Below are 24564 nucleotides of genomic sequence, written 5' to 3'. Positions count from 1 at the left end.
CCCGCCGTACCACAGGGGGCACGGCGGGCAGTTCGGACAACAGTCGGTGTCAGCCCTGGCGGGCCAGGTCCGCCGCGCCCACGAGCCCGGCCTTGCCGCCGAGCTGCGCGGCCAGCACCTGCGCGTGCGGGCGCCACGCGCCGCCGACCAGCCAGCGCTTGAAGGACTTGCGGATCGGGTCGAGGACGAGGTCGCCCTCGTCGGAGACCCCGCCGCCGACGATGAAGGCCGACGGGTCGAAGAGGGAGGCCAGGTCGGCCAGGCCCGCGCCGGCCCAGCGGGCCAGCTCGCGGAAGGCGTCGACGGCCACCAGGTCGCCGGCCCGCGCGGCCTCGCTGATGTGCTTGCCCTCGATGCCCTCGGGGGTGCCGTCGCCGAGCGCGAGCAGGGCCACCGCGTTCTCGGGGGTGGCGTTGGCGCGCTGCTTCGCGTACCGGACGAGCGCGCGGCCGGAGGCGTACTGCTCCCAGCAGCCCTGGCTCCCGCAGCCGCACAGCAGGCCGTCCGGGACCACCCGGATGTGCCCGAACTCGGCGGCCACGCCGAAGCGTCCGCGGCGCAGCTTGTTGCCGATGATGATGCCGCCGCCCAGGCCGGTGCCGAGCGTGATGCAGATGACGTCCTCGTGCCCCTGGCCGGCGCCGAAGCGGTACTCGCCCCAGGCCGCGCAGTTCGCGTCGTTCTCGACGACGACCGGCAGGCCGATGCGCTGCTCGACCTTGTCCTTGAGCGGCTCGTGGCGCCAGTTGATGTTCGGCGCGAAGAGCACGGTCGCGCGCTTGTCGTCCACGTATCCGGCGGCGCCGATGCCGACGGCCTCGATGGTGTGGTTGCTGCTGACTTCGGACACTGCGGCGCAGATCGCGTCCGTCACTCCGTCCGCGGTCGGCGGGGTGGGCACCTTGTACGTCTCAAGGATGGTGCCCTCTTCGTCGACCACGCCGGCCGCGATCTTCGTGCCGCCGATGTCGACGCCGATGGTGAGTCCCATTAGTCCCTCGGTTTCCGGTCAAACCCCGCCACGGCCAACGGTACCCGAGGGCGAGGGGGCATCCGGCGGATCAGGGCCGGCCCCCCGGGCCCGGTCATGATCCGCCGGATGCCCCCGGAGCGTCTCAGTCGAGATCGATCCGCTGCGTCGGACCGCTCCCGCCCTCGTCGCGCGGGTCGGAGTGGTCGCCGGAGGGACGGTCCGCCGGGCCGCCGGGGGCGGGCTCGTCGCGGGTCCAGCGGCGCTCGTGGCCCTCGACGGCCGAGCGGTACGCGGCGAGCAGCTCGGAGCCGGCGGCCGCGAGGTGGTCGAAGACCTCGGGGTTGCGCTCGACGACGGGCTTGGCGGCGGCCTTCGCCTGGTTGACGAACTGGCGTACGGCGCCCTGGGCGGCGGCTCCGAGCAGCGGGTTGTTCAGCCCGGACACCTTGTCGGCGACTGCTTCGAACAGCTTGAACAGCTCCTCGGCGGCGGTCCCGGTGCCGCTCGCGCCGCCGGCGCCGGCGGCGCCCTCGCGGGCCCTTCGGCGCTCCTGCTCGGCGGCAAGGTCCTCGGCGCAGGCCTTGGCCCAGGCGTCGTCGTCGGTGGGACGGTCGGTGGCCTCGCTCATGGCGGACTCTCCTGCGGCAGCTGCTGGGCGGTGCGGTGGGTACTACCTTCGACGGTACCCGAACGGGGGTACGCGGTTCAGGTCCCGCCCGGCGTTCAGGCCCTGCGGGGCCACAGGTCCGGGTCCGGCGTGAAGCGGATCCGGAGCACCCCGTCGGCGAGGGCGGCGCCGGACACGGTGCAGCGGCGCAGCGCGGAGGGCAGCGGAACGATCCTGCGGTACGGGCCCGCCGCGAGCAGCAGCTCGTCGCCGCGCCGGACCAGGTCGAGGTCCCGCTTGTGTGCGCCGGGCAGCGGCACCACCCAGACGAGTACCCCGTCGTCGGCGAGCCGGTCCTCGACCGCCCACCCGCGGCGGTGGCGGGAGTCCCCCGAAGCCTGCGGAACGAGCCCCTCCGCCCCGGCCAGCCGGATCAGGTCCTCCGGCCCGGCCGGGTCCCGCCCGAGGTGGCCGAGCGGCAGCACGGGCACGTCCCCGGCCCACTGGGCGGCGTACTTCTCCTGCTGGGCGGCGAGCCCGGCCAGCCAGGGGTCGGGCGAGCCCTGCGGCACCATCCGGTTGGCGACGATCCCGGCGAACGGGAGCTGTTCGAGGGCGAGGCCGAGCAGCCCGGTCCGCAGCGCGGCGTCGGAGCCCGGTCCCGGCTCGGCGACCACCCGCAGCGAGGTGGTGCCGGCCTCCACGACGGCCTGGACCGCGGCCAGCTCCTCGTCCCAGCGCGCGGCGGCCTCGTACAGCCACTGCGCGGGCATGGGCACTCCGGCCAGCTGGGCCAGTACGGGCCGCAGGGCGCGGGCCGCCTGGCGCTCGGCCGGGAGCAGCCGGGCGAGGTAGCGGCGCAGCTGGGCGGGGAGGGCGAGGGTGGCGACGGCCTGGTGCAGCGGGGGCATGTCGACGACGACGAGGTCGGTCGCCGGGGCCGCGGCGGCCCGGCGCAGGGCCCGCAGCAGGGCGAACTGCTCTGCGCCGGGCAGTTCGGTGAGCTCCTCGGCCCCGAGCGGCCGGGCACCGACCATGCCGAGGAGGGCCGATCCGCGTTCCTGGAGGGCGACGAGCTCCTCGCGGAACTCCTCCCCGGAGTCCACGCGGGCCACGAGCACCCCGCCGGCCGGTACGGCGGCCAGCCCCGGCGCGGCCTCGACGGACTCCCCCGCCGGCTCCCCGACCAGTGCGGCCAGGGGATCCCCGGCGTCCTGGGAGAGCAGCAGCACCCGCTGCCCGGGCCGCGCGGCGGCGACGGCGGTGGCCGCGGCCACGGTGGTCCGGCCGGCCCCGCCGGGACCGGTGATCAGCAGGATGCGCATGGATCAGGCCGACTCGACGCGCTTCTTCAGGCCCGCCAGGGCGCGGTCGATGATGACCTTCTCGGCCTTGCGCTTGATCATGCCGAGCATGGGGATCTTCACGTCGACGGTCAGCTGGTAGGTGACCTCGGTGCGCTTGCCGCCGTCCAGCGGGGCGAGCCGGTACGAGCCGTCGAGCTGGCGCAGCATCTGCGACTTGTCCAGGGTCCAGCTGACCTCGTCCGCGCCCTTCCAGGTGTAGGCGAGGGTGTGGTCGTCCTTGATCGCGCCGGCGTCGAGCAGCAGCCGGACCTTCTCGGCGCGGCCCTCGGCGTCGGTGGCCAGCACCTCGGCCTCCTTCACCTCGCCGGTCCACTCGGGGTAGCGGGCGAAGTCGGCGATCACGGCCATCACGTCGGCCGGCGCCGCCTCGATCGTGATGCTCGAGCTGGTGTGTTCGGCCATGGCGGTCGCCCCTCCAGGGAGTGTACGAGGAAGTGTGCGGCCTGCGGCCGCCGCGTGCAGGCTACCGTGCGTGCGGAGCTCACCACTCCAGGGCCCGGCTCACCACTCCAGGGCCCACGGCCTGCCGGTGGCGGCGAAGTGCCCGACGTTCACGCACTCCGTGCCGCCGATCCGCATCCGCCGCGCCATCGGCTGGTGCACGTGCCCGAACAGGGCGTACCGCGGCCTGGTCCGCCGGATCGCCGCGAGCAGGGCCTCGCTGCCGCGCTCGAAGCGGCGCGCGACCGTGTCGTAGCAGAGCTCCGGCACCTCCGGCGGGATGTGCGAGCACAGCACGTCCACCTCGCCGAGCGCCTCGACCTTGGCGGCGTACTCCTCCTCGTCCACCTCGTAGGGGGTGCGCATCGGGGAGGGCAGTCCGCCGCCGACGAAGCCGAAGACGCGGCCGCCGATCTCCACCCGCTGGCCGTCGAGGACGGTGGTGCCCGGTCCGGCGTACTCGCCCCACAGGCCCGGGATGTCGACATTGCCGTAGGTGGCGTACGTGGGCTGCGGGAACGCGGCGAACATCTCGGCGTACTGGCGGCGCACCGCGCCCTCGATCAGCCGCTCCCGGTCCAGCCCGTCCCACAGCCGGCGTCCGAGGTCGCGGGCCTCCTCGAAGCGGCGCTCGGTGCGCAGCTCCACGATCCGGTCGGCGTTCTCGACGCCGAACAGGTCGGGGAAGATGCCGCGCGAGTGGTCGGCGTAGTCGAGGAAGAGCACGAGGTCACCGAGGCAGATCAGCGCGTCGGCTCCGTCGCCGGCCCGGGCGAGCGCCTCGGCGTTGCCGTGGACGTCGCTGACGACGTGGACGCGCGTACTGCTTTTCCTGCCACCCATGCGCCCCACCCTAGGGGCGCCCGGGAGCCGCGGGTAGAGGGGCCTGCACAAGCGGCCTACCTGCGGTTACTTCCGAGTCGCAAACGGGGTCGACTACTGTCGGCATGGCAGAGCCGTGTCATGTGACGCACGGAACATCTGGCCGGTTCCCTCTATCCGGAACCCACTACCGGTGGGTAACGTCCGGTCGGTCCACATGGTGGCGATGGCGCCCAGAGGAGCAGCAGTCTTGCGCGAGTTCAGCCTTCCGGCCCTGTACGAGGTCCCGTCGGACGGGAACCTGACGGATCTCATCCGCCGCAACGCCGCTCAGCATCCCGACACCGCAGTCATGGGCCGCAAGGTCGACGGCGGCTGGCAGGACGTGACGGCGACCGAATTCCTCGCCGAGGTGCGCGCCGCCGCCAAGGGCCTGATCGCGGCCGGCATCCAGCCGGGCGACCGCGTCGCCCTCATCTCCCGCACCCGCTACGAGTGGGTGCTGTTCGACTTCGCGATCTGGAGCGCGGGCGGCGTCACCGTCCCCGTCTACGAGACCAGCTCGCCCGAGCAGATCCAGTGGATCCTCGGCGACTCCGGCGCCGTCGCCGTGATCGTCGAGAGCCCGGCGCACAGCGCGGCCGTGGCCTCGCTGCGCGACCGGCTGCCGGAGCTGCGCGAGGTCTGGGAGATCGAGCAGGGCGCGCTCGCGGCGCTGAAGGCCGCCGGCAGCGAGGTCACCGACACCGCGGTCGACGAGCGCAGCTCGCTCGCGAACGCCGACGACCCGGCGACCATCGTCTACACCTCGGGCACCACCGGCCGCCCCAAGGGCTGCGTGCTGACCCACCGCAACTTCTTCGCCGAGTGCGGCAACGTGGTGGAGCGGCTGAGCCCGCTCTTCCGCACCGGCGAGTGCTCCGTGCTGCTCTTCCTGCCCGCCGCGCACGTCTTCGGGCGCCTGGTGGAGGTGGCGGCCGTACTGGCGCCGATCCGCCTGGGCTGCGTACCGGACATCAAGAACCTCACCGACGAGCTGCAGTCCTTCCGTCCCACGCTGATCCTCGGCGTGCCGCGCGTCTTCGAGAAGGTCTACAACTCGGCGCGCGCCAAGGCCCAGGCCGACGGCAAGGGCAAGATCTTCGACGCGGCGGCCGAGACGGCGATCGCGTACAGCCGGGCGCTGGACGCCCCGGGCGGCCCGTCCTTCGGCCTGAAGCTGAAGCACAAGCTGTTCTCGAAGCTGGTCTACAGCAAGCTGCACACGGTCCTCGGCGGGCGCGGCGAGTACGCGATCTCCGGCGGCGCCCCGCTGGGCGAGCGGCTCGGCCACTTCTTCCGCGGCATCGGCTTCACGGTCCTGGAGGGCTACGGCCTGACGGAGTCCTGCGCGGCCACCGCGTTCAACCCGTGGGACCGCACGAAGATCGGTACGGTCGGCCAGCCGCTGCCGGGCTCCGTGGTGCGCATCGCCGACGACGGCGAGGTGCTGCTGCACGGCGAGCACATCTTCAAGGAGTACTGGAAGAACGAGACGGCGACCGCCGAGGCGCTGACCGACGGCTGGTTCCACACCGGCGACGTCGGCACCCTCGACGAGGACGGCTACCTCGCGATCACCGGCCGCAAGAAGGAGCTCATCGTCACGGCGGGCGGCAAGAACGTGGCCCCCGCGGTGATCGAGGACCGGATCCGGGCGCACGCGCTGGTCGCGGAGTGCATGGTGGTCGGCGACGCACGGCCGTTCGTGGCCGCGCTGGTCACCATCGACGAGGAGTTCCTCGGCCGCTGGGCCGCGGAGCACGGCAAGCCGGCCGGGGTCACGGCGGCGGAGCTGCGCGAGGACGCGGACCTCATCGCCGCCGTCCAGCAGGCCGTGGACGACGGCAACGCGGCGGTTTCCAAGGCGGAATCGGTGCGGAAATTCCGCATTCTGCCCTCCCAGTTCACGGAGGAGTCGGGTCACATCACGCCTTCGCTGAAGCTGAAGCGGAATGTGGTGGCGAAGGACTTCGCGGACGAGATCGAGGCCCTGTACCGCGGCTGAGGCCGGGTGGCGTTCAGCGCGGGTCCTCCGCGAGGATCCGCGCCATGTTCCGCTCGGCGAGCGCGGTGATGGTGACGAACGGGTTCACCCCGAGCGAGCCCGGGATCAGGGAGCTGTCGACGACGTACAGCCCCTGGTGGCCCTTGGCGCGGCCGTAATTGTCGGTCGCGTCGCCGAGGACGCAGCCGCCGAGCGGGTGGTACGTGAAGTTGTCGGCGAAGTTCCTGTTGTCGCCGAACAGGTCGTACCGGTAGATCGTGAAATTGGCCCGGTTGATCCGGTCGAAAAGGTTCTTGGCGGCCTGGACCGACGGGGTGTTCTGGTCGCGCCGCCAGTTGAGCCGCGCCGAGTCGGTGGCCGCGTCGTACGTGAAGTGCCCGCGCTCCGGGTTCTTGGTGATGGCCAGGTACATCGAGATCCAGTGCTCGAAGCCCATCGGCAGCGGGGCGATCTCGGCGAACACCGGGTTGGCGGCGTTGTCCCAGTCGTCGATTCCCAGGGCCGGCATGGTGGCCTGGTTGCAGCCGACCGTGTCCCACAGGTGGTTGGCGCGCGCGGTCATGATGTTGCCGTTGTGGCCCCAGCCGAGTCCGACCTTCCCGTTGAGCCCGGGCAGGGTGCCCCGCTCGCGGGCGCGCAGCAGGATCTCGGTGGTGCCGAGGCTGCCGGCGCCGAGGAAGAGCTGTTTGCAGCCGAGTTCCCTGACCTGGGTGACCTTCCCCGTCAGATCGCTGGTGCGGACCGTGAGCACGTAGCCGCCGGCCGGGTCCTGGCGGACGCCGACCACGCGCTGCATGGTCTCGATGGTGACGTTGCCGGTGCCGAGCGCGGCCGCGAGGTAGGTCTTGTCGACGCTCTTCTTGCCGAAGTTGTTGCCGTAGATGACCTCGCCGGCGAGGGCGGAGCGGGTGGCGGTGCCGGCGGCCTCGCGCTGCATGTACCCGAAGTCGTAGACGTTGGGCACGAAGGTGGTCTTCAGGCCGGTGTTCTGGGCGTGCTTGCGGGAGATCCGGGCGAACCGGTACCACTCCGTGGACTCGAACCAGGCCGGGTCGATGTCGTTGACGCCGAGCATGGCGCGCGCCCGCGGGTAGTACGTGCCGTACATCTCGTCCGCGTCGACCTGCGGCAGCACCTCGGAGAAGTACGAGCGCCGGGGCGTCGGGGCCATGCCGCCGTTGACGAGGGATCCGCCGCCGACTCCGCGGCCGACGTAGACGGACATGTCTCCGTGGTTCACGCGGTCGAGGACGCCGGGGTAGGGGCTGATGTCCCGGTTGACCACGTCGAGCCAGAGGAACTGGGCGAGCGGGGCCTCGGTGCGGGTGCGGAACCACATGGAGCGCTGGTCGGGCGCGGAGGTGGAGGGGAAGACCTTGCCGTCCGGTCCGGGGGTGTTCCAGAGCCGGCCCATCTCGAGGACGACGGTCCGTACGCCGGCCTGCCCGAGCCGGAGGGCGGCGACGGCCGCGCCGTAGCCGGAGCCCACGACGATGGCGGGGGCGTACTGCGCGGCGGGGGGCTCGGCGGCGGCCGCCGACTGGAGCCCGATGCGGGTGAAGCCGAGGGCCGCGGCGGTCTGGAGGGCGCCGATACCCAGGAAGTGACGGCGCGTCAGGTGAGGTGTCATGGCCGCATCATGGGCGGAATCGGGCCGTCCACCCAGAGGCGGTGTTGACAGACATCTGAGGAACAGTCAGGTGTGGCGGAGGATCACCGCTCACACGGAGGATCACCGCTCACACCTGCTCGGTCGGCAGGACCACCATCTCCGTCACCGCGACCCGCCGCGGCCGCGTGACGCCGTACGCGATCGCGTCCGCGATGTCCTGCGCCTCCAGCCGCTCGATCCCCCCGAACATCTGCGTCAGCGCCTGCTGCATCTCCGGGGAGTTGTGCCCGCGCAGCTCGGTGTCCACGGCCCCGGGCTCGACGACGCAGACCCGCACGTGCTGCGGCGCCAGCTCCTGGCGCAGCGCCTCGCTGAAGGCGACCACGCCGAACTTCGTGGCGCAGTACGCCGTGGCCGTGGCCGCGGCCCGGCGGCCCGCCAGGGAGGACACGTTGACGATGTCGGCCACCTGCCGGGGGCCGTCCCCGGCGGCGGCGACGAGGTGCGGCAGGGCCGCGTGCGTGGTGTGCATCAGGGCGGTCAGGTTGACGTCCACCGTGCGCTTCCAGTCGGCCAGCGGCGACTCGGTGGCGTACCCGAGGAGCATCAGGCCGGCGTTGTTGACCAGGGTGTCGAGGCGCCCGAGCTCCTTCACCGTACGCTCCACCACCCGCGCGGCCTCGGCCTCTTCGGCGATGTCGGCGGGCAGGACGAGCGCGGCGCCGCCGCCGGCCTCGATCTGGGCCGCCAGTTCCGTGAGCCGCTCCGCGCGCCGTGCGGTGAGCGCGACGGCGGCGCCCTTCGCGGCGAGCGTCAGGGCGGCCGCCCGGCCGATCCCGCTCGAAGCCCCGGTCACCAGGGCCACGGTGCCGCGCAGCACGTCGTCCATCGTCCTCACCGCTCCTCACCGGCGCGCCCGCGGTCGGGCACGTCCGCAGACATGCCGCCAGTGTCCGTCGGCAGCCGCCCGGCCGTACCGCCGACGCGCCCGGGTCGGTGCGATCGCCCCCAGGGGGTGTCAGAGCAGTTCGCGCAGCCGCTCGGCGAGCAGGTCCCAGCGCCACTTCTCCTCGACCCAGGCGCGGCCCCGCTCGCCCATGCGGCGGCGCAGCTCCGGGTCCCGGAGCAGGGCGATCACGCGGTCCGCCGCGTCCTCGGGGACGCCGCCCCGGACCACCCAGCCCGTCTCGCCCTCCAGCACCGCGTCCGGCGCCCCGCCGGAGTCGCCCGCGACCACCGGCAGGCCGGTCGCCGAGGCCTCCAGGTAGACGATGCCGAGACCCTCCACGTCCAGCCCGCCCCGCCGGGTCCGGCACGGCATCGCGAAGACGTCCCCGGCGCCGTAGTGGGCGGGCAGTTCGGCCCAGGGGACGGCGCCCGTGAAGACCACCGAGTCCGCGACCCCGGTGGAGACCGCCAGCGCCCGCAGGGCCGCCTCGTACGGGCCCCCGCCGACCACCAGCAGTACGGCGTCCGGCACCGCGGCCAGGATCCGCGGCATCGCCTCGATCAGGGTGTCCTGCCCCTTGCGCGGGACCAGCCGCGAGACGCAGACCACCACCGGCCGGTCCGACAGCCCCAGCCGCGCGCGGACCTCCGCGCCGCCCGATCCGGGGTGGAAGGTCTTCTCGTCCACTCCCGGCGGGAGTTGCACCATCCGGGCCGCGGCCCGGTCGGTCAGTGCCGAGGCGATCCGCGAGCGGGTGTACTCGCCCAGGTACGTCAGCGTGTCCGTGCCCTCGCCGATCCGGCGCAGCAGCTGCCGCGCCGCCGGCAGCTGCGCCCAGCCCGCCTCGTGCCCGTGGGTGGTGGCCACGATCCGCTTCGCCCCGGCGCGGCGCAGCGCCGGGCCCATCAGCCCGAGCGGGGCCGCCGCCCCGAACCACACCGACTCGCAGCCGTGCTCGCGCAGCAGCCCGACGGCCCGCCGGGTCACCCGCGGGGTCGGCAGCAGCATCGTCGTACGGTCGCGGACCACCTGGAACGGCTGCTCGGCGTCGAAGGCGGCCGTGGCCTCGCGGCCCTCCGCGCCGTGTTTCCAGGTGGAGGCGTAGACGACGATCCGGTCGGGATCCAGCCGCAGTGCCATGTTGTGCAGGAAGGCCTGGATGCCGCCCGGTCGCGGCGGGAAGTCGTTGGTCACGATCAGCGTCTTGTGCATCGCCTGCCGACAGTACCGGACGCTCCCGCACCGCCCCCTCGCCGGCCGCGGCCCGGGCGGGGCAGCCTCAAGGCGCCGCTCAGGGGGTGTCCGCGAAGTAGCGCCGCGGGACAGGCGGGACTTCGCGAACACCCCCTAGGGTGTGCCCAGCTCCTGGCGCAGGCTCGCCTGCCAGGCCAGGGTCAGGCCGGGCAGATCGCCGCCGATGGTCTCCTCCAGGGCCGTCGCGAGGGGCTCGCGGCCCGCCCGCTCGTAGAGGCGGACCAGCGTGGCGTCGCCCCACTTGGCCGCGATCAGCCGGCAGGCCAGCCAGGCGCCCTCGTACGCGCGGGCCAGCGCCTCCGGGTCGCCGCCGAAGGCGAACGCCCCGTCGGCGGGGAGCGCGGCCGGCAGCTGCCCGCCGCGGACCGCCCGGCCCAGTGCGGGCGCGGCCTGCTGCACGGTGGTGGCCCCGCCGCGGTACGCCGCCCAGTCCGCGAAGCCCTCCGACAGCCACAGCGGGGTCCGGGCGGTGGTCGCGGCCCGGGTGGCCACGTGCGTGACCTCGTGGGTCAGGACGACGCCCCGGCCCGCCGCGCTGAGCTCCGCCCAGCCCTGCGGGTTGACGACGACCCGGTCGGCGGGGGCGGCCCCGGCGCCCACCCGGCCCGTGGTGACGGCGCCCATGCCCCGGTACTCGGCGGCCGGCCGCCCCAGCAGCTGCGCCATCCGCTCCAGCGAGCCCGGCACCAGCACCACCACCCGGCCCGCCCACGCCCCGGGCCAGGCCGCGCTCGCCGCGGGCACCGCCCGCTCGGCCTGCGCGGCGATCTCGGACAGGGTCTGCGGGGACGCTCCGACGCCGAGCACCAGCGCGTGGGCGCCTTTGACCGCCTCCACCGGGCCCTGGTCCCACAGCTGCGGCGGCGCGCCCGGCGCGGCCCGGTCACCGGTGACCCTCCACGCCCCGCCCTGCGCGCCCTCGCGGCTCAGCAGCACCTCGCGGGCGGAACCGGCCGGGGCGGCGTCGTAGCCGGCGAGCCGGTAGTGCAGTTCCGCCCGGGCGGTGGCCCGCTCGCCGCTGCGCCGGACCGCGGACACCTCGTACGCCCATCCCTCCAGCGGGATCCCGGCGAGCTGCGCGGGCGGCGTCCGCGACCAGGCGGCGACGGCCTCCCGGATGTCCCCCTCGGCGGCGTCCCGCGGCGCGGGCGACCCGCATCCGGCGAGCAGCACGCTCAGCAGGAGCGGCAGTGCGCGCACGAGGAGGGGCCGACGGACCGGGGACATCCGACGATCGTACGCAGGGCCCGGGCCGGGGGCGGCTCAGGGACGGGTCACGGAGGACACCGGCATCATCCCGACCGGGTCGTAGCGAACCCGCGCCCCCGGGTACGGGGCGTGCACGACCTGGCCGTTGCCGACGTACATGCCGACGTGGCTGGCGTCGGAGCGGTAGGTGACCAGGTCGCCCGGCTGCGCCTGTGAGAGCGGGACCTGGCGGCCCGCGTACCGCTGGGCCTGCGAGGTGCGCGGCAGGGAGACCCCCGCCTGCCGGTACGACCACACCATCAGCCCGGAGCAGTCGAATCCGGAGGGCCCGGTGGAGCCCCAGATGTACGGGCGGCCGACGGCGGCCCGGGCGGCCATCACGGCGGTCGCGGCGCGGCCGGAGGAGGGACCGAGGGAGTTCGGCTCGGGCAGGCCGTCGGGGCGCCCGCCCGAGCGCGAGGCCCGCTCGAAGTCGGCCCGCTCCTGGGTGGGCATGGCGTTGAGGAGCCGGCGGGCCTCGGCCAGCTTGGCGGTGACGGCGCGCTTCTGGCGGGCCACGTCGGCCCGTACGGTGTCGAGCTCGGCGAGCTTCTGCGAGGCTTCGTGGCGCTGCTGGCCCAGCCGGCGCTGCTCCTTGCGCAGCTCGTCGAGCTGCCGGGCCTGGCGGTCCGTCAGCCGGTCGAGCTGGGAGGCCTTGTCGAGGTACTCGTCCGGGTTCTCGGAGAGCATCAGCTCGACGGCGGGGTCGATGCCGCCGGAGCGGTACTGGGCTCCGGCGAAGGTGCCGAGGAGGCCGCGCATGGTGTTGATGCGGTCCTGGCCGCGGGCCAGTGCGTCCTGGGCCCGGCCGATCTCGGTGCGGAGCCGGTCGGCCCGCTCGCCCGCCCGGTTGTAGCGCTCGGTGGCCTGTTCGGCCTCCTCGAAGAGCCGGTCGACCTGGGCGCGGGCGCTCGCCGCGGGCTCCTGCGGCAGGGCGGGGGCCGCGCTCGCCGTCGCGCCCGTCATGGCTGCGGCGGCGGTGGCCGCGGCGGCGGTCAGGACGGTGACCTTGGTGTTCCTGTCGAGGCTGCCGAGCCCGGGCCGACGATGGGACGCCACTGGAACCGCTCCCTTCCGCTGCGCGGGACCGGGTCCGCCCCCCGTGGACGGCCGTGTGCCGGGTTCCGCGCTGGCAGACAGTAACCGCGCCGCCACACCCCGGCCAACGACCTCCGGAGGGCGCGCACGCCGACGCCCCGCCGGAGACGCAGGTCACCGGCGGGGCGTGTGGTCACAGCGGAGCCGCGGAATTCGCCCGGATGGGCGGCGTACGGCGCGTCCCGCGGAGGGCGCGATGCCCTCGGGGCGTGTCAGCCGACGCGGACGCCGAACTGGAACGGCATGTTGCCCATGGCCTCGTACTTGACGCCACCGCGCGGGTTGGAGGCGTGCAGGACCTGGCCGTTGCCCGCGTACAGGCCGACGTGGTGCAGGTCCGAGTAGAAGAACACCAGGTCGCCGGGCTGCAGCTGGCTCTGGCCGATGCGCGTGCCGTCGTTGATCTGGGTGAAGGTGGTGCGCGAGATGCTGACGCCGGCCTGCTTGTAGGCCCACTGGGTCAGCCCCGAGCAGTCGAAGGCGTTCGGGCCGGTGGCGCTGGAGACGTACGCGCTGCCCAGCTTGGTCTTGGCGGCGGCCAGCGCGGCGCCGGCGCGGCCCGAGGCCTTGACGTCGCCGAGGTCGACGCGGTCGCCGGCGCCGCGGCTGGCGCGGGAGTCCTCGTCCTTGATGGCCGCGCGCTCCTGCGCGGTCAGGGTGTTGAGGAGGGCCTGGGCCTCGGCGAGCTTGTCCTGCGAGGCCTTCTTCTTCTCGCCGAGCTCCTTGCGGGTGGCGTCGAGGTCCGCGAGCTTGCCGGAGGCCTCCTGGCGCTGCTGCGCGAGGGAGCGCTGCTTGGCCTGGATCTTCTGAACGGCTTCGACCTGCTTGCCGCTCAACTGCTCGAGCGTGGAGGCCTTGTCGAGGTAGGTCTCGGGGTCGCCGGAGAGGAAGAGGGCGACGGACTGGTCCATGCCGCCGGTGCGGTACTGGGCGCTGGCCATCGAACCCAGCGTGGTGCGCAGCTGGTTGAGCTCGTCCTGGCCGCGGGCGACCTGGTCCTGGAGCTGGCCTATCTCCTTCTCGAGCTTCTCCTGGCGCTGCTTGGCCCCGTTGAACTTCTCGGTGGCCTGCTCCGCCTCCTCGTAGAGGGCGTCGACCTTCGACTTGACCTCGTCCTTGCTCGGCTGGGCCGGAGCGGCGGAGGCGCCGTGGGCGGAGAGGGCGACGGCCGCGGCGGCCGTGGCGGTCAGCACGGTCACACGAGTGCGGGTCGGCTGCTTGGGTCGACGGTGGGACGCCACGAAGGCGAGCTCCTTCTTCCTAGAGCCGCCGAAGGGAACGCAGCTCGGCGACAACCCCGCCGGCACCCCGAATGGGTGACCTACCGCACGAAGGTTTGAGCCGACCCTAGTGACCTCGCTGTGATCAGTTCAAATCCTGCCGGGAAAAAACTTGGCTGCCGACCAGGTTCTTTACCTACAGCCCACGCTCTGTGCAGGGCACTTGACGGTACGTTCCCTGTCGGCCTCGCCAAAACGGGCATTCCACCGAGGAGTTACGAAACGCGCGAAAGCCGCTTCAGCAACAAAGCGGACGTCACGGGCCGGGCTCCGGCCTTCGCCACGCCGTCGGCCACCTCGCGGTCGGTGGAGACCACGACCACCGGCCGGCCGGGCGGTTCCGCGCGCACCAGCTGGCGGATCAGCTCGTCCGCCGTCACACCGGGCTTGGAGAACAGCACCCGCACCCCGCGGGGCGGCGCGAGCAGCACCGGGGCCGCCAGCTCCGCGCCGTCGAAGACACAGGTCATCTCCGCGCCCGTCTGCGCGGCCAGCATCGACAGCCCGCCCAGCAGCCGCAGCCGCTGCTTCTCCAGGGGCATCGTCGGATAGCCGGTCTTCGTCACGTTGTAGCCGTCGACCACCAGATGGGCCTGCGGCAGCGCCAACAGCTGGTCCAGCAGCGCAGGATCCGTCTCCGACAGGGCGCGCGCCGCGATGTCCTTCGGGGTCATCCGGCCCGGCTCCACCGCGTCCACGGTGTCGGCCGGCCGCGTCGAGACCGGCGGCAGCGCCAGCTCGCGGCGCAGCCCCTGGGCCGCGTCCAGCACGGTGTCCAGCAGCAGCCGCAGCCGCATGTCCTCGACGCTGCGGCCCTCGCGGGTGGCCCGGCGGGAGGTCTCCAGCGCCGTCTCCACCTCCGCGAGGCGGGACTTGAGGCGCCGGGTCTCGCTCTCGGCGGCGGCGACCTGCGCGGCCGCCTCGGCCCGGATCCCGTCGATCTCGGCGGTGACCTTGCGCAGGGCCGCCTCGCCGCGCTTCACATCGCTCTGGGCGCTGCGCAGCTTGCGCTGAAGCGATTCCGCTTCCCTGCGCGCCCCGTCCAGCTCGGCCCGCACCTGCTCTCCGCCCAGGCGCTGCGCGTCCCGCGCGTGGGCCAGCTCCTCGCGCAGCCGGTCCAGTTCGCGCCGCGTCTCCTCGCCGACCCGCTCGGCGTCGGCGCGCTGCGCCTCCTCGCCCGCGGCGGCCACCAGCTTCACCCAGCCGGCCGGGCGCAGGACGTACGCGGCCGCCGCCACGTCCAGCGGGTCCGCGGCGGCGGGCGGGGCGCCGGACTCCAGCGCACCGGTCAGCTCGGCCTGCGCCTCGCGCAGCTTCTCGGCGACGCGGCCCCGGAAGACGGCATCCGTCTCCACCGCCGCGGCCATCGCGTTGCCGGCGAACTTGGCGCGCCGGGTCGGGGTGAACCGGGCGTACTGGCGCAGCTGCGCCGGGAGGTCCGCGACCGTCAGTCCGCCGAAGGCGTCCGAGACGAGCGCGACGACCCGGCGCCGCACGCCTTCCGGCAGCGGGCGGTCGAGCACCTCGGCGGCGTCGCCGGCCGCGTCGGCCGGCTCAGCGCCGCTTGCTGGCTCCACAATCCGTCACCCCTACCGTCATTCACCTGTGGGCGGGGCTCCGTCAGGAGTCCGCGCCCGGCCTGTCCACGAGCTCGATCTGGTCCACCGCGTTGCACCACCGGCAGCGGACCGACTCGATGGTCTCATTGACCACCTCGCGCTCCTCGACCTTGGGCTCCCCGGCAAGGTCCAGGTGGACGTACTCCACGACCTTCGACGAACGAGTGACGTCGAAACGCGTGAGGTTGCCGCACAGCGTGCAGCGCCACCGGGTGGTGTCGGTCGGCAGGGGAACCGTCATCAGGCCGCTCTCTCCTTCGTAGCTGATTCAATTAAAGCCGCCGTCCGCGTCAATCGCCGGACCGCAGCACGTAACCCTACGGCCTGCCGGTGCTCCGGGCGGGTTCGCTTGGGTCATGCTCGATCGCATGATCGTAAAGTGGCAGGCCCTCCGGGAGGCCGCCCGGGGCCCGGTGGTCGTCCACGCGCTGATCGCCGGCTGCTGCGTGGTGTTCCTGTGCGGCCCCGCCTCGGGGCTGAACCCCTCCTACGGGACGGGCGAGCGGCTGGTGGAGACGGGGACCGCGTACTTCCGGCGCTGGGGCGTGGTCCCGGACGAGCTCTTCACCGGCTCGGTGCGGGCCCTGCTGACACCGCTCACCGCCCTGTTCGTGCACGGCAGCTGGCTGCACCTGCTCGGCAACATGCTGTTCCTGTACGTCTTCGGCGTGATGACCCAGGAGCGGATGGGGCGGCCGGAGTTCCTGTCGTTCTACATCTGTACGGGCTACCTGGCACTGGCGGCGTACGCGGCGGCCAACGCCTCGTCGGCGCAGACGCTGGTGGGTGCGTCCGGCGCGATCTCCGCGGTGCTCGGCGCCTTCCTGTGCCTGTTCCCGCGCGCCCGCGTGACGAGCCTGTTCCCCTTCCTGCTCTTCCTCCCCCTGCGCTTCCCCGCCTGGCTGGTCCTGCTGTTCTGGTTCGCCCTCCAGTGGGTGGCGGCGCACCGCGCCGGCAGCGGCCCCGGGGTGGCCTACCTCGCCCACCTGGTGGGCTTCTCGCTGGGGTTCGTCTACGCGTGGGTGCGCTATCGGCGTACGACTAGAGTGAGGCGACCAGCGACGGCCACCGAGGGAGACAGCCAGCCGTGATCACCGCGATCGTGCTCATCAAGACCAGCGTGGACCGCATCCCCGAGATCGCCGAGTCCATCGCCGCGCTGGACAACGTCAGCGAGGTCTACTCGGTCACGGGGACGTACGACCTCATCGCGCTGGTCCGCGTCGCCCGCCACGAGAACCTGGCGGACATCATCCCGGGCCGCATCAGCAAGATCCCGGGCGTCGAGGCGACGGACACCCACGTGGCCTTCCGCACCTACTCCCAGCACGACCTGGAAGCGGCCTTCGCCATCGGCCTCGACGCGTAGCAGCAGGCGCGGCCCTCACAGCGCGGGCAGGGCCTCCCCCGGCCGCGCGGGGCGGGCCTCCTGGAGCCAGAACAGGTAGCCGCGCAGGTAGTCGCCCAGGCCGTGGTCGATGTGGGCGACGTACGCCCGTGCCCCTGCGGCGGCCTCGCGCCGGTGCTCGTCCTGCGACACGGACCAGGTCCGGTCCAGGGCGTCGGCCCACGCGCGGACCCGGCCCCGGTCGCGCCACCAGTCCCGGACCAGCTCCGGGGTCCAGTGGGCATCGCCGTCGCACTCGAAGCCGGCCATCGGGTCCTGCCAGGCGGCGGCCATGACCCGGTGGGTCTCCTCGGGCGTGCGCGGCTGGCGGTAGACGAACTCCTGGCCGTACTCGTCGTCGTACAGGATGTGATCCGGTGCGACCCCGCGGCCCACCCAGCACGTGTCGGTCGCCGCCCCGTAGAACGGTCCGGGCACGTTGCGCCAGTTGCGCTCCGGCCACGCGTCGGGCCAGGCACCCCACGACGCGTTGTAGACGGGCACCCACTGCGCCAGGCCGGGGAGCGGCTCACCCTCCGCGCAGGCGCGCAGCGTCGGTATCGGATCCCAGTACGTCATGGTCCGTACCGTCTCATACGGCCGGGACGCAGCGGCCTTCCTCGGTGCGGTAGCGCCACTTCGCCCCGTCGGCCACCAGCTCCTTCACGGCGCCGACGAAGCGGTCGACGTGCTCGTCCGGGGTGCCGGCGCCGAAGCTGACCCGGATCGCGTTCAGCGAGCGCTCGCCCGGGGCCGCCTCGGGGGCTCCGCATTCGCCCTGGGCCTGCGGCTCGCTGCCCAGCAGGGTGCGGACCAGCGGGTGGGCACAGAACAGGCCGTCGCGGACGCCGATCCCGTACTCCGCCGACAGCGCCGCCGCGAAGTGCGAGCTGTTCCAGCCGTCCACCACGAAGGAGATGACGCCGACCCGCGGGGCCTCGTCGCCGAACAGGGACAGGATCCGGACGGCCGGGACCTCGGCCAGGCCGTCCCGAACCTTGGAGATCAGGTGCCGCTCGCGGGCGACGAGGCCCTCGAAGCCCGCCTCGGTCAGCGCCTTGCAGGCGGAGGCGATCGAGTACACCCCGATCACGTTCGGGGAGCCGGCCTCGTGGCGGGCCGCCGTCGTGTGCCACTCGACGTCGACGCCGCCGTCCGCGCGGCGGGCGACCTTGCGGGAGGCGCCGCCCCCGGCCAGGTACGGCTCCGCCTGCTGCAGCCAGTCCGCGCGGCCGGCCAGCACGCCCGAGCCGAAGGGCGCGTACAGCTTGTGCCCGGAGAAGGCCACCCAGTCCACGTCCAGCTCCTGCACGGAAACGGGGTGGTGCGGGGCCAGCTGGGCGGCGTCCAGGACGATCCGCGCGCCGTGGGCGTGCGCCGCGGCGGCGAGCTCCTTCACCGGCCACAGCTCACCGGTGACATTGGACGCGCCGGTGACGCAGACCAGCGCCGGACCGTGGGGATCGCGCTCCGCGAGCGCCCGCTCCAGGGTCTCCACCGCCTGGGCCGGGGTCCGCGGCGCGTTGAGGTAGGTGACCTGCGCGTCCCCCCACGGCAGCAGCGAGGCGTGGTGCTCGGTCTCGAAGACGAACACCTGGCAGCCGGCCGGCAGCACGGCGGCGAGCAGGTTCAGCGAGTCGGTGGTGGACCGGGTGAAGATCACCTGATCGGACGGACGGCAGTCGAGGAACTCGGCGACCGTCGCCCGGCTCTGCTCGAAGAGGTCCGTGGACAGCTGGGAGAGGTAGCCCGCACCGCGGTGCACGCTGCCGTAGTACGGGGCGTACGCGGCGACGTCGTCCCAGACCCGCTGCAGCGCCGGGGCGCTGGCCGCGTAGTCGAGGGCCGCGTACGTCACCTCGCCGCCGGTGACGAGCGGCACGGTGACGTCCCGGCCGAGGACCGGCAGCGGCTCGGCACAGGCGGGGTCGGCGGTGGCGGTTGCGGTGACGACGACGGCGGCGGCGGCGGTGTTCGGGTACGTGGACATGGCGGTATCTCCCGGCAGGACAGGCTGAATGGCTTCGGAAAGCCCGTACACGGGTGCACGGATGCGCGGGTGCGCGACGGCGCATCGGCACACGGCCAGTGGTACGGGAACTGCCTCGACGCGCGGACGACTCGGGACCGCACGGAGGGTGAAGAAGGGGCGGAGTCGCCCTATCGCATTCGCTTGCTCACGGAAAAGCTCCTCGAGAGACCAGGACCCCTGGTGTCGAGGGATCCGCGCTTGCCGCAGGCCTTTCTGCCTGCGACCTGGTCATCACCCGGGGCACCCCGCCACGGAAGGAGGGTTGCCGGACAGCAAGCCGGGGCCAAAACGCTGTCACTCGTGACCTGGTCAGCATCCTGCCACAAGATCCCCCACGCGCAAGACCCCGGTCCGCATGGTGATACGCGGAACCGGGGCCCCGGCCGGAAACGATCAGTGGCTACGCGTTGCTGGCCGCCACCCAGCGGTCCAGCGCCGCCTTGGCCGCGCCCGAGTCGATGGACTCCGCCGCGCGGGCGATCGCGGCGCGGATCTGGTCCTCCAGGGGCTCCGTACCCGGATCCAGGGCCACCAGGGCCGCCGCCGAGTTCAGCAGGACCGCCTCGCGCACCGGGCCCGGCTCGCCGGCCAGCAGCCGACGGGCCACGTCCGCGTTGTACGAGGCGTCCGCGCCCCGCAGCGCCGAGACGTCCACCAGCGGGATGCCGACGTCGCGCGGGTCGAAGGACTGCTCCTGCACCCGGCCGTCGCGGACCCACCACACCCGGGAGGTCGCCGTCGTCGTCAGCTCGTCCAGGCCGTCGTCCCCGCGGAACACCAGCGCCGAGGAGCCCCGCTCCGCCAGCACGCCCGCCACGATGGGGGCCACCCGCGCGTCCGCCACGCCCGTGGCCTGTGCCCGTACCCGCGCCGGGTTGGTCAGCGGGCCCAGGAAGTTGAACGTGGTCCGGATGCCCAGCTCCTTGCGCGCCGCCGCCACGTGCCGCAGCGCCGGGTGGAACTTCACCGCGAAGCAGAAGGTGATGCCGGCCTCCTCCGCGACCTCGACCACCCGCTGCGGGGTGAGGTCCAGGTTGACCCCGAGCTTCTCCAGCACGTCCGAGGAGCCGCTCGCGGAGGACGCGGCCCGGTTGCCGTGCTTGACCACCTTCGCGCCCGTACCGGCCACCACGATGGAGGACATCGTCGAGATGTTGACCGTCTTGGCCCCGTCGCCGCCCGTGCCGACGATGTCCACCGTCCGGCCCGGCACCTCGATCAGGTTGGCGTGCCCGTACATCGACCGTACGAGGCCGTTGATCTCCGCGACCGTCTCCCCCTTGGCCCGCAGCGCCACCACGAAGCCGGCGATCTGGGCGTCCGTGGCCTCCCCGCGCATGATCCGGTCCATGGCCCAGGCGGTCTCGTCCGCGCTCAGGTCCTGACCGGTCAGCAGGGCGTCGAGGACGCCCGGCCAGCCGCGGGCCGCCACGCTGTCGCCGCCTGCCGGGGTCGCAACGTTCATGGTCCGCTCCTGCTGTTGGTCGGCCACCCGATGTCGGGTTCCACGTCGAAAGGTAAGGGGTTCAGCCTATCCAGCCCCGGGGACGGCAAAGAGCCCCGTCCGGACACTGGACGGGGCTCTTGCCGTGGCGACACCAGGACTGACCTGAATCAGTCCCTCAAGCGGGATCAGTGGTGGCCGTGGCCGCTCTGGATCTCCTTGTACTCCTCCACCGTGGGCTTCGGAATCTGGCTGTCCTCCGCGTAGTAGCCCTTGCTGAGCTTCGCGCGGAGCTTCTCCATGCGGCCGACCTTGCGCTCGACGCCGTTCTCGTCGACCGTCGGGCCGATCTCGACCGGCTTGTACTGCTCGTGCGCGGTCAGCGTGTGCAGCTTGCCCTGCGTCAGCGGCTCGTGGACCTCGACGAACTCACCGTGCGGCAGGCGCTTGATGATGCCGGTCTCGCGACCGTGCAGCACCTTGTCCCGGTCCCGGCGCTGGAGGCCGAGGCAGATCCGCTTGGTGATGACGAAGGCGATGACCGGGCCGACGAAGAAGCCGATGCGGGCGAACCACGTGATGTTGTTGATCGACAGGTGGAAGTACTGCGCGAACATGTCGTTTCCACCGGCGATCAGCAGGATGACGTACCACGTCAGCCAGGCCACACCGAAGGCCGTACGGGTCGGGACGTTGCGCGGGCGGTCCAGGATGTGGTGCTCGCGCTTGTCCCCGGTGACCCAGGACTCGATGAACGGGTACACCGCGATCGTGGCCAGGACCAGCGGGAAGATCACCAGCGGGATGAACACGCCCAGGACGAGCGTGTGGCCCCAGAGGTTGATCTCCCAGCCGGGCATCGCACGGATGAGGCCCTCGGAGAAGCCCATGTACCAGTCGGGCTGCGCGCCGGTGGACACGTGGTCCGGCCGGTACGGGCCGAGCGCCCAGATCGGGTTGATCGAGGCGATCGCCGCGATGGCCGCGATGACACCGAAGACCAGGAAGAAGAAGCCTCCGGCCTTGGCCATGTAGACCGGCAGCAGCGGCATGCCGACGACGTTGTTGTTCGTCTTGCCGGGACCCGCGAACTGGGTGTGCTTGTGGTAGAAGACCAGGATCAGGTGGGCCACCAGCAGGCCCATCATGATGCCGGGCAGCAGCAGGATGTGGATCGAGTAGAACCGCGCGACGAAGTCGCCGCCGGGGAACTCGCCGCCGAAGAGGAAGAACGACAGGTACGTGCCGACGATCGGCACGGACAGGATCGCGCCCTCCATGAAGCGGACACCGGTGCCCGAGAGCAGGTCGTCCGGCAGGGAGTAACCGGTGAAACCGGTGAACATGCCGAGGACCAGCAGCAGGAAGCCGAAGATCCAGTTGACCTCGCGCGGCTTGCGGAACGCGCCGGTGAAGAACACGCGCATCATGTGCACGAGCATCGCCGCGACGAAGATCAGCGCCGCCCAGTGGTGGATCTGGCGGATCAGCAGACCACCGCGGACGTCGAAGCTGATGTCCAGCGTCGAGGCGAAAGCCTCGGACATCTGGACGCCCTGCATCGGCACGTACGAGCCGTGGTACACGACCTCGTTCATGCTCGGGTGGAAGAACAGCGTCAGGTACACACCCGTGAGGATGATGATGATGAAGCTGTAGAGGCAGATCTCACCCAGCATGAAGGACCAGTGGTCCGGGAAGATCTTGCGCATGTTGGACTTGGCCAGGCTGTAGATGCCCAGGCGTCCGTCGGCCCAGTCCGCTACCCGCTCGCCCTTGGAGGGCGCCGAGCGCTTCGTGTCAGTGGCAGTGCTCATCCGCGCTCCCAGAATGCAGGACCGACGGGCTCTTCGAAGTCGCCGAGCGCTTCGAGGAAGCCTTCACCGTTCACGCCGATCCGCAGCTGCGGAAGCGCGTGGCCGGCCGGACCGAAGATGACTCGGGCGCCGTCGGAGAGGTCGAAGGTGGACTGGTGGCACGGGCAGAGCACGTGGTGGGTCTGCTGCTCGTACAGGCTGATCGGGCAGCCGACGTGGGTGCAGATCTTCGAGTAGGCCACGATGCCCTCGTGGGACCACTCGAGTTCCTGCTTGTCCTTGATGTCCTCCGGCTTGATGCGGACGATCATCAGGGCGGCCTTGGCGATCTGCGTCTGGAAGTCGTGCTGCGCCTCCTCCAGGCCCTCGGGCCTGGCGAAGGTCAGCGAACCGACCAGCACGTCCTCGGGACGCAGCGGCTCGTTCGTGTTGTCGTTGATGAGCAGCTTGCCCTTGGCCCACACGGTCTTGCGCAGCTTCTCCTCGGGCAGCGGGCCCAGGTCGCGCATGATCATGAGAGCGGACAGCGGCAGCATCGACAGCGCGCCCAGCATGGTGTTGCGGATCAGCGGGCGGCGGGCGATGCCCGACTCCTGCGCGCCGTCCGCGAAGTCCTGCATGACCTTCGCCTTGAGCTCCGGCGGCGCCGCGATCTCGTGGCGCTCGTCGGCGACCTCGACGTCGGACATCAGGGTGCGGGCCCAGTGGACCGCGCCCGCGCCGATGCAGAAGAGGGCCGTGCCCAGGGTCAGACCGAGCGCGAAGTTCAGCGCGCTCACCTTCCCGATCGGGAAGATGTAGACGATCTTGTCGACCGGGAGGGTCACGTACGAGGCGATGAAGCCGATCGTGGCCAGCATCGACAGCGTGAACAGCATCGCCACGGTGCGCTCGGAGCGCTTCGCGGCCCGCTCGTCGATGTCCTGGATACGGGGCTTGTGGACCGGCAGGCCCGGGTCTGCGAACGGGTCGTCCGCGATTGCTACGCCACCGTGGTGCGCGTCGCCCTGCTCGCTCGGCAGGTGCTTCTCTTCGGGAATGTCTTGGCTACTCATGACTTCTTGGCCTTAGCGGTGTGGGCCGCGACCCAGACGGCGACAGCGATCAGCGCACCCAGACCGAAGATCCAGCCGAACAGACCCTCGGAGACGGGGCCGAGGCCACCGAGCTTGAGACCACCGGGGCTGGTCGACTCATCGCCGTTCACGTGCTGGAGGTACGCGATGATGTCCTTCTTCTCCTTCGTCGGCATGGTGCTGTCCGGGAAGGAGGGCATGTTCTGCGGGCCGGTGAGCATGGCCTCGTAGATGTGCTTCGGCGAGACGCCCTCGAGGTTCGGGGCGTACTTGCCGTTCGTCAGCGCGCCGCCTTCGCCGGTGAAGTTGTGGCACTGCGCGCAGTTGTTGCGGAAGAGCTCACCACCCCTGGCGATGTTGGCGCCCGCCGGGTCGTACTGCTTCTCGGTCGGCACGATGGGGCCGGCACCGAGGGAGCCGATGTAGGCGGCGAGCTGGTCGATCTGCGCCTGGTCGTAGATGACCGGCTTCTTCGGCACCTGCACGCCGGGCTGCTGGGCGGGCATGCGGCCCGTGCTCACCTGGAAGTCGACGGCCGCGGAGCCGACGCCGACCAGGCTGGGGCCGTCAGTGGAACCCTGACCGCCGGTTCCGTGGCAGCTTGCGCAGCCCACGGCGTAGAGCTTCTTGCCCTCCTCGATGGCGAGGGACTGGGCGGTTTCATCGGCCTGCGCCTTGCCCGCGGGGGCGAAGGCGGCGTACAGCCCCCCAGTGGCCGCCAGCGCGAGGAGTAGAACGACGACCGCCGCCAGCGGATGGCGTCGTCGTGCGGAGAGCTTTTTCACGGATTACCCCGGTGTCAGGATCTTCTGCGTCGGTGTTTCTGGATGGAGTGCCGGGTCTTGCCCGGTGACGTGTTCGCTACTTGATCAGGTAGATCGTCGCGAAGAGGCCGATCCAGACGACATCGACGAAGTGCCAGTAGTAGGACACGACGATGGCCGACGTGGCCTGTTCGTGGGTGAACCTCTTGGCCGCGTACGTCCGGCCGAGGACCAGCAGGAAGGCGATGAGACCGCCCGTCACGTGCAGACCGTGGAAGCCGGTGGTCAGGTAGAACACCGAGCCGTACGGACCTGACTTGAGAGACATGCCCTCGTGCTTGACCAGCTCGGTGTACTCGAACACCTGGCCGCCAATGAAGATCGCACCCATGACGAATGTGATCATGAACCACGACCGGAGCTTCTTCACGTCACCGCGCTCGGCGGCGAAAACGCCGAGCTGGCAGGTGAGGGAGGAAAGCACCAGGATCGTCGTGTTCGTCGCCGAGAAGGGCAGATTCAAGGCCGAAGCCTGCTCTGACCAGTACTCGGCACCTGTCACGGATCGCAGGGTGAAGTACATCGCGAAGAGGGCCGCGAAGAACATCAGCTCGGAACTCAACCAGATGATGGTTCCGACGCTGACGAGGTTCGGCCGGTTGACCGTCGGGTGCGCGTGCCCGGTATCTACTGTCGTTGCTGTCGCCACGACCGACATTATGTCGGT

General features: G+C 72.0%; 23 protein-coding genes and 1 riboswitch. Of the genes, 3 read left to right on the top strand and 20 right to left on the bottom strand.

Annotation, left to right across the window (positions count from 1 at the left end):
• Window positions 1-49: 49 nt before the first annotated feature.
• From ACFYZS_RS23180 to ACFYZS_RS23160, 5 genes are all read right to left on the bottom strand, one after another.
• Window positions 50-991 (bottom strand): ROK family glucokinase, encoded by a 942-nt coding sequence (locus ACFYZS_RS23180; protein ID WP_376015470.1) that lies wholly within the window; start codon window positions 989-991, stop codon window positions 50-52.
• 124 nt (window positions 992-1115) lie between these two features.
• Entirely contained in the window at window positions 1116-1601 is a 486-nt protein-coding gene (locus ACFYZS_RS23175; RefSeq protein ID WP_389015662.1) for a DUF5304 domain-containing protein, read from the bottom strand.
• A gap of 95 nt (window positions 1602-1696) precedes the next feature.
• On the bottom strand, window positions 1697-2905 hold the full coding sequence (locus ACFYZS_RS23170; RefSeq protein WP_389015659.1) for an ArsA family ATPase: 1209 nt from the start codon (window positions 2903-2905) through the stop codon (window positions 1697-1699).
• 3 nt (window positions 2906-2908) lie between these two features.
• Entirely contained in the window at window positions 2909-3349 is a 441-nt protein-coding gene (locus ACFYZS_RS23165) for an SRPBCC family protein (RefSeq protein ID WP_389015656.1), read from the bottom strand.
• A gap of 99 nt (window positions 3350-3448) precedes the next feature.
• Window positions 3449-4231 (bottom strand): metallophosphoesterase, encoded by a 783-nt coding sequence (locus ACFYZS_RS23160; protein ID WP_389015653.1) that lies wholly within the window; start codon window positions 4229-4231, stop codon window positions 3449-3451.
• 229 nt (window positions 4232-4460) lie between these two features.
• On the opposite strand from ACFYZS_RS23160, the gene ACFYZS_RS23155 reads away from it, so the two are divergent.
• Entirely contained in the window at window positions 4461-6257 is a 1797-nt protein-coding gene (locus ACFYZS_RS23155; protein WP_389015650.1) for an AMP-dependent synthetase/ligase, read from the top strand.
• A gap of 13 nt (window positions 6258-6270) precedes the next feature.
• On the opposite strand, the gene ACFYZS_RS23150 is transcribed toward ACFYZS_RS23155, so the two are convergent.
• From ACFYZS_RS23150 to ACFYZS_RS23115, 8 genes are all read right to left on the bottom strand, one after another.
• Complete coding sequence (locus tag ACFYZS_RS23150; RefSeq protein ID WP_389015648.1) at window positions 6271-7887, bottom strand: GMC oxidoreductase; 1617 nt, start codon at window positions 7885-7887, stop codon at window positions 6271-6273.
• A 109-nt stretch (window positions 7888-7996) separates the two neighbouring features.
• Window positions 7997-8758: an SDR family NAD(P)-dependent oxidoreductase gene (locus tag ACFYZS_RS23145; protein WP_389015869.1), complete on the bottom strand. Its 762-nt coding sequence runs from the start codon at window positions 8756-8758 to the stop codon at window positions 7997-7999.
• A 129-nt stretch (window positions 8759-8887) separates the two neighbouring features.
• On the bottom strand, window positions 8888-10030 hold the full coding sequence (locus ACFYZS_RS23140) for a glycosyltransferase family 4 protein (RefSeq protein WP_389015646.1): 1143 nt from the start codon (window positions 10028-10030) through the stop codon (window positions 8888-8890).
• Between the two features lie 135 nt (window positions 10031-10165).
• Window positions 10166-11299 (bottom strand): hypothetical protein, encoded by a 1134-nt coding sequence (locus tag ACFYZS_RS23135; RefSeq protein ID WP_389015643.1) that lies wholly within the window; start codon window positions 11297-11299, stop codon window positions 10166-10168.
• Window positions 11300-11335: 36 nt separating this feature from the next.
• Complete coding sequence (locus tag ACFYZS_RS23130; protein ID WP_389015641.1) at window positions 11336-12379, bottom strand: NlpC/P60 family protein; 1044 nt, start codon at window positions 12377-12379, stop codon at window positions 11336-11338.
• A 251-nt stretch (window positions 12380-12630) separates the two neighbouring features.
• On the bottom strand, window positions 12631-13659 hold the full coding sequence (locus ACFYZS_RS23125; protein WP_389015638.1) for an NlpC/P60 family protein: 1029 nt from the start codon (window positions 13657-13659) through the stop codon (window positions 12631-12633).
• A 254-nt stretch (window positions 13660-13913) separates the two neighbouring features.
• A complete protein-coding gene (locus ACFYZS_RS23120; protein WP_389015866.1) occupies window positions 13914-15278 on the bottom strand; it encodes an NYN domain-containing protein in 1365 nt (454 codons plus the stop codon).
• A 40-nt stretch (window positions 15279-15318) separates the two neighbouring features.
• Window positions 15319-15558: a hypothetical protein gene (locus tag ACFYZS_RS23115; RefSeq protein ID WP_008738811.1), complete on the bottom strand. Its 240-nt coding sequence runs from the start codon at window positions 15556-15558 to the stop codon at window positions 15319-15321.
• Window positions 15559-15685: 127 nt separating this feature from the next.
• Here ACFYZS_RS23115 and ACFYZS_RS23110 point away from each other — a divergent pair, with 127 nt between their 5' ends.
• Together ACFYZS_RS23110 and ACFYZS_RS23105 are read left to right on the top strand one after the other, a co-directional pair.
• Entirely contained in the window at window positions 15686-16408 is a 723-nt protein-coding gene (locus tag ACFYZS_RS23110; RefSeq protein WP_389015635.1) for a rhomboid family intramembrane serine protease, read from the top strand.
• Window positions 16405-16686 (top strand): Lrp/AsnC ligand binding domain-containing protein, encoded by a 282-nt coding sequence (locus tag ACFYZS_RS23105; protein ID WP_030291798.1) that lies wholly within the window; start codon window positions 16405-16407, stop codon window positions 16684-16686. Before ACFYZS_RS23110 ends, ACFYZS_RS23105 begins: the two co-directional genes overlap by 4 nt.
• A gap of 15 nt (window positions 16687-16701) precedes the next feature.
• Here the strand turns inward: ACFYZS_RS23105 and ACFYZS_RS23100 are convergent, their stop codons facing one another.
• From ACFYZS_RS23100 to ACFYZS_RS23070, 7 genes are all read right to left on the bottom strand, one after another.
• Window positions 16702-17283 carry a ferredoxin gene (locus ACFYZS_RS23100; protein ID WP_389015632.1) on the bottom strand — a complete coding sequence of 194 codons (582 nt, stop codon included), beginning with the start codon at window positions 17281-17283 and terminating at the stop codon, window positions 16702-16704.
• Between the two features lie 13 nt (window positions 17284-17296).
• Window positions 17297-18694, bottom strand: a complete 1398-nt coding sequence (locus tag ACFYZS_RS23095; RefSeq protein ID WP_389015629.1) for an aminotransferase class V-fold PLP-dependent enzyme — start codon at window positions 18692-18694, stop codon at window positions 17297-17299.
• A gap of 231 nt (window positions 18695-18925) precedes the next feature.
• Window positions 18926-19042, bottom strand: a riboswitch (SAM riboswitch).
• 94 nt (window positions 19043-19136) lie between these two features.
• Complete coding sequence (gene trpD, locus ACFYZS_RS23090; protein WP_389015626.1) at window positions 19137-20201, bottom strand: anthranilate phosphoribosyltransferase; 1065 nt, start codon at window positions 20199-20201, stop codon at window positions 19137-19139.
• 167 nt (window positions 20202-20368) lie between these two features.
• Window positions 20369-21997: a cytochrome bc complex cytochrome b subunit gene (locus ACFYZS_RS23085; protein WP_389015624.1), complete on the bottom strand. Its 1629-nt coding sequence runs from the start codon at window positions 21995-21997 to the stop codon at window positions 20369-20371.
• Window positions 21994-23052: a Rieske 2Fe-2S domain-containing protein gene (locus ACFYZS_RS23080; RefSeq protein WP_389015621.1), complete on the bottom strand. Its 1059-nt coding sequence runs from the start codon at window positions 23050-23052 to the stop codon at window positions 21994-21996. Before ACFYZS_RS23080 ends, ACFYZS_RS23085 begins: the two co-directional genes overlap by 4 nt.
• Window positions 23049-23858 carry a c-type cytochrome gene (locus ACFYZS_RS23075; RefSeq protein WP_389015618.1) on the bottom strand — a complete coding sequence of 270 codons (810 nt, stop codon included), beginning with the start codon at window positions 23856-23858 and terminating at the stop codon, window positions 23049-23051. Before ACFYZS_RS23075 ends, ACFYZS_RS23080 begins: the two co-directional genes overlap by 4 nt.
• 76 nt (window positions 23859-23934) lie before the next feature.
• Window positions 23935-24555 (bottom strand): heme-copper oxidase subunit III, encoded by a 621-nt coding sequence (locus ACFYZS_RS23070; RefSeq protein WP_030863506.1) that lies wholly within the window; start codon window positions 24553-24555, stop codon window positions 23935-23937.
• Between the last annotated feature and the right edge of the window lie 9 nt (window positions 24556-24564).

Source organism: Streptomyces sp. NPDC001903 (assembly GCF_042891345.1).
Taxonomy (GTDB): domain Bacteria; phylum Actinomycetota; class Actinomycetes; order Streptomycetales; family Streptomycetaceae; genus Streptomyces.
This window is presented reverse-complemented; position numbering and strand designations above follow the sequence as displayed.

Excerpts from the sequence above, each read along its gene's own strand:
- ACFYZS_RS23180 (WP_376015470.1), bottom strand. The coding sequence starts at position 991 with ATGGGACTCACCATCGGCGTCGACATCGGCGGCACGAAGATCGCGGCC.
- ACFYZS_RS23175 (WP_389015662.1), bottom strand. The coding sequence starts at position 1,601 with ATGAGCGAGGCCACCGACCGTCCCACCGACGACGACGCCTGGGCCAAG.
- ACFYZS_RS23170 (WP_389015659.1), bottom strand. The coding sequence starts at position 2,905 with ATGCGCATCCTGCTGATCACCGGTCCCGGCGGGGCCGGCCGGACCACC.
- ACFYZS_RS23165 (WP_389015656.1), bottom strand. The coding sequence starts at position 3,349 with ATGGCCGAACACACCAGCTCGAGCATCACGATCGAGGCGGCGCCGGCC.
- ACFYZS_RS23160 (WP_389015653.1), bottom strand. The coding sequence starts at position 4,231 with ATGGGTGGCAGGAAAAGCAGTACGCGCGTCCACGTCGTCAGCGACGTC.
- ACFYZS_RS23150 (WP_389015648.1), bottom strand. The coding sequence starts at position 7,887 with ATGACACCTCACCTGACGCGCCGTCACTTCCTGGGTATCGGCGCCCTC.
- ACFYZS_RS23145 (WP_389015869.1), bottom strand. The coding sequence starts at position 8,758 with ATGGACGACGTGCTGCGCGGCACCGTGGCCCTGGTGACCGGGGCTTCG.
- ACFYZS_RS23140 (WP_389015646.1), bottom strand. The coding sequence starts at position 10,030 with ATGCACAAGACGCTGATCGTGACCAACGACTTCCCGCCGCGACCGGGC.
- ACFYZS_RS23135 (WP_389015643.1), bottom strand. The coding sequence starts at position 11,299 with ATGTCCCCGGTCCGTCGGCCCCTCCTCGTGCGCGCACTGCCGCTCCTG.
- ACFYZS_RS23115 (WP_008738811.1), bottom strand. The coding sequence starts at position 15,558 with ATGACGGTTCCCCTGCCGACCGACACCACCCGGTGGCGCTGCACGCTG.
- ACFYZS_RS23110 (WP_389015635.1), top strand. The coding sequence starts at position 15,686 with ATGATCGTAAAGTGGCAGGCCCTCCGGGAGGCCGCCCGGGGCCCGGTG.
- ACFYZS_RS23100 (WP_389015632.1), bottom strand. The coding sequence starts at position 17,283 with ATGACGTACTGGGATCCGATACCGACGCTGCGCGCCTGCGCGGAGGGT.
- ACFYZS_RS23095 (WP_389015629.1), bottom strand. The coding sequence starts at position 18,694 with ATGTCCACGTACCCGAACACCGCCGCCGCCGCCGTCGTCGTCACCGCA.
- trpD (WP_389015626.1), bottom strand. The coding sequence starts at position 20,201 with ATGAACGTTGCGACCCCGGCAGGCGGCGACAGCGTGGCGGCCCGCGGC.
- ACFYZS_RS23085 (WP_389015624.1), bottom strand. The coding sequence starts at position 21,997 with ATGAGCACTGCCACTGACACGAAGCGCTCGGCGCCCTCCAAGGGCGAG.
- ACFYZS_RS23080 (WP_389015621.1), bottom strand. The coding sequence starts at position 23,052 with ATGAGTAGCCAAGACATTCCCGAAGAGAAGCACCTGCCGAGCGAGCAG.
- ACFYZS_RS23070 (WP_030863506.1), bottom strand. The coding sequence starts at position 24,555 with ATGTCGGTCGTGGCGACAGCAACGACAGTAGATACCGGGCACGCGCAC.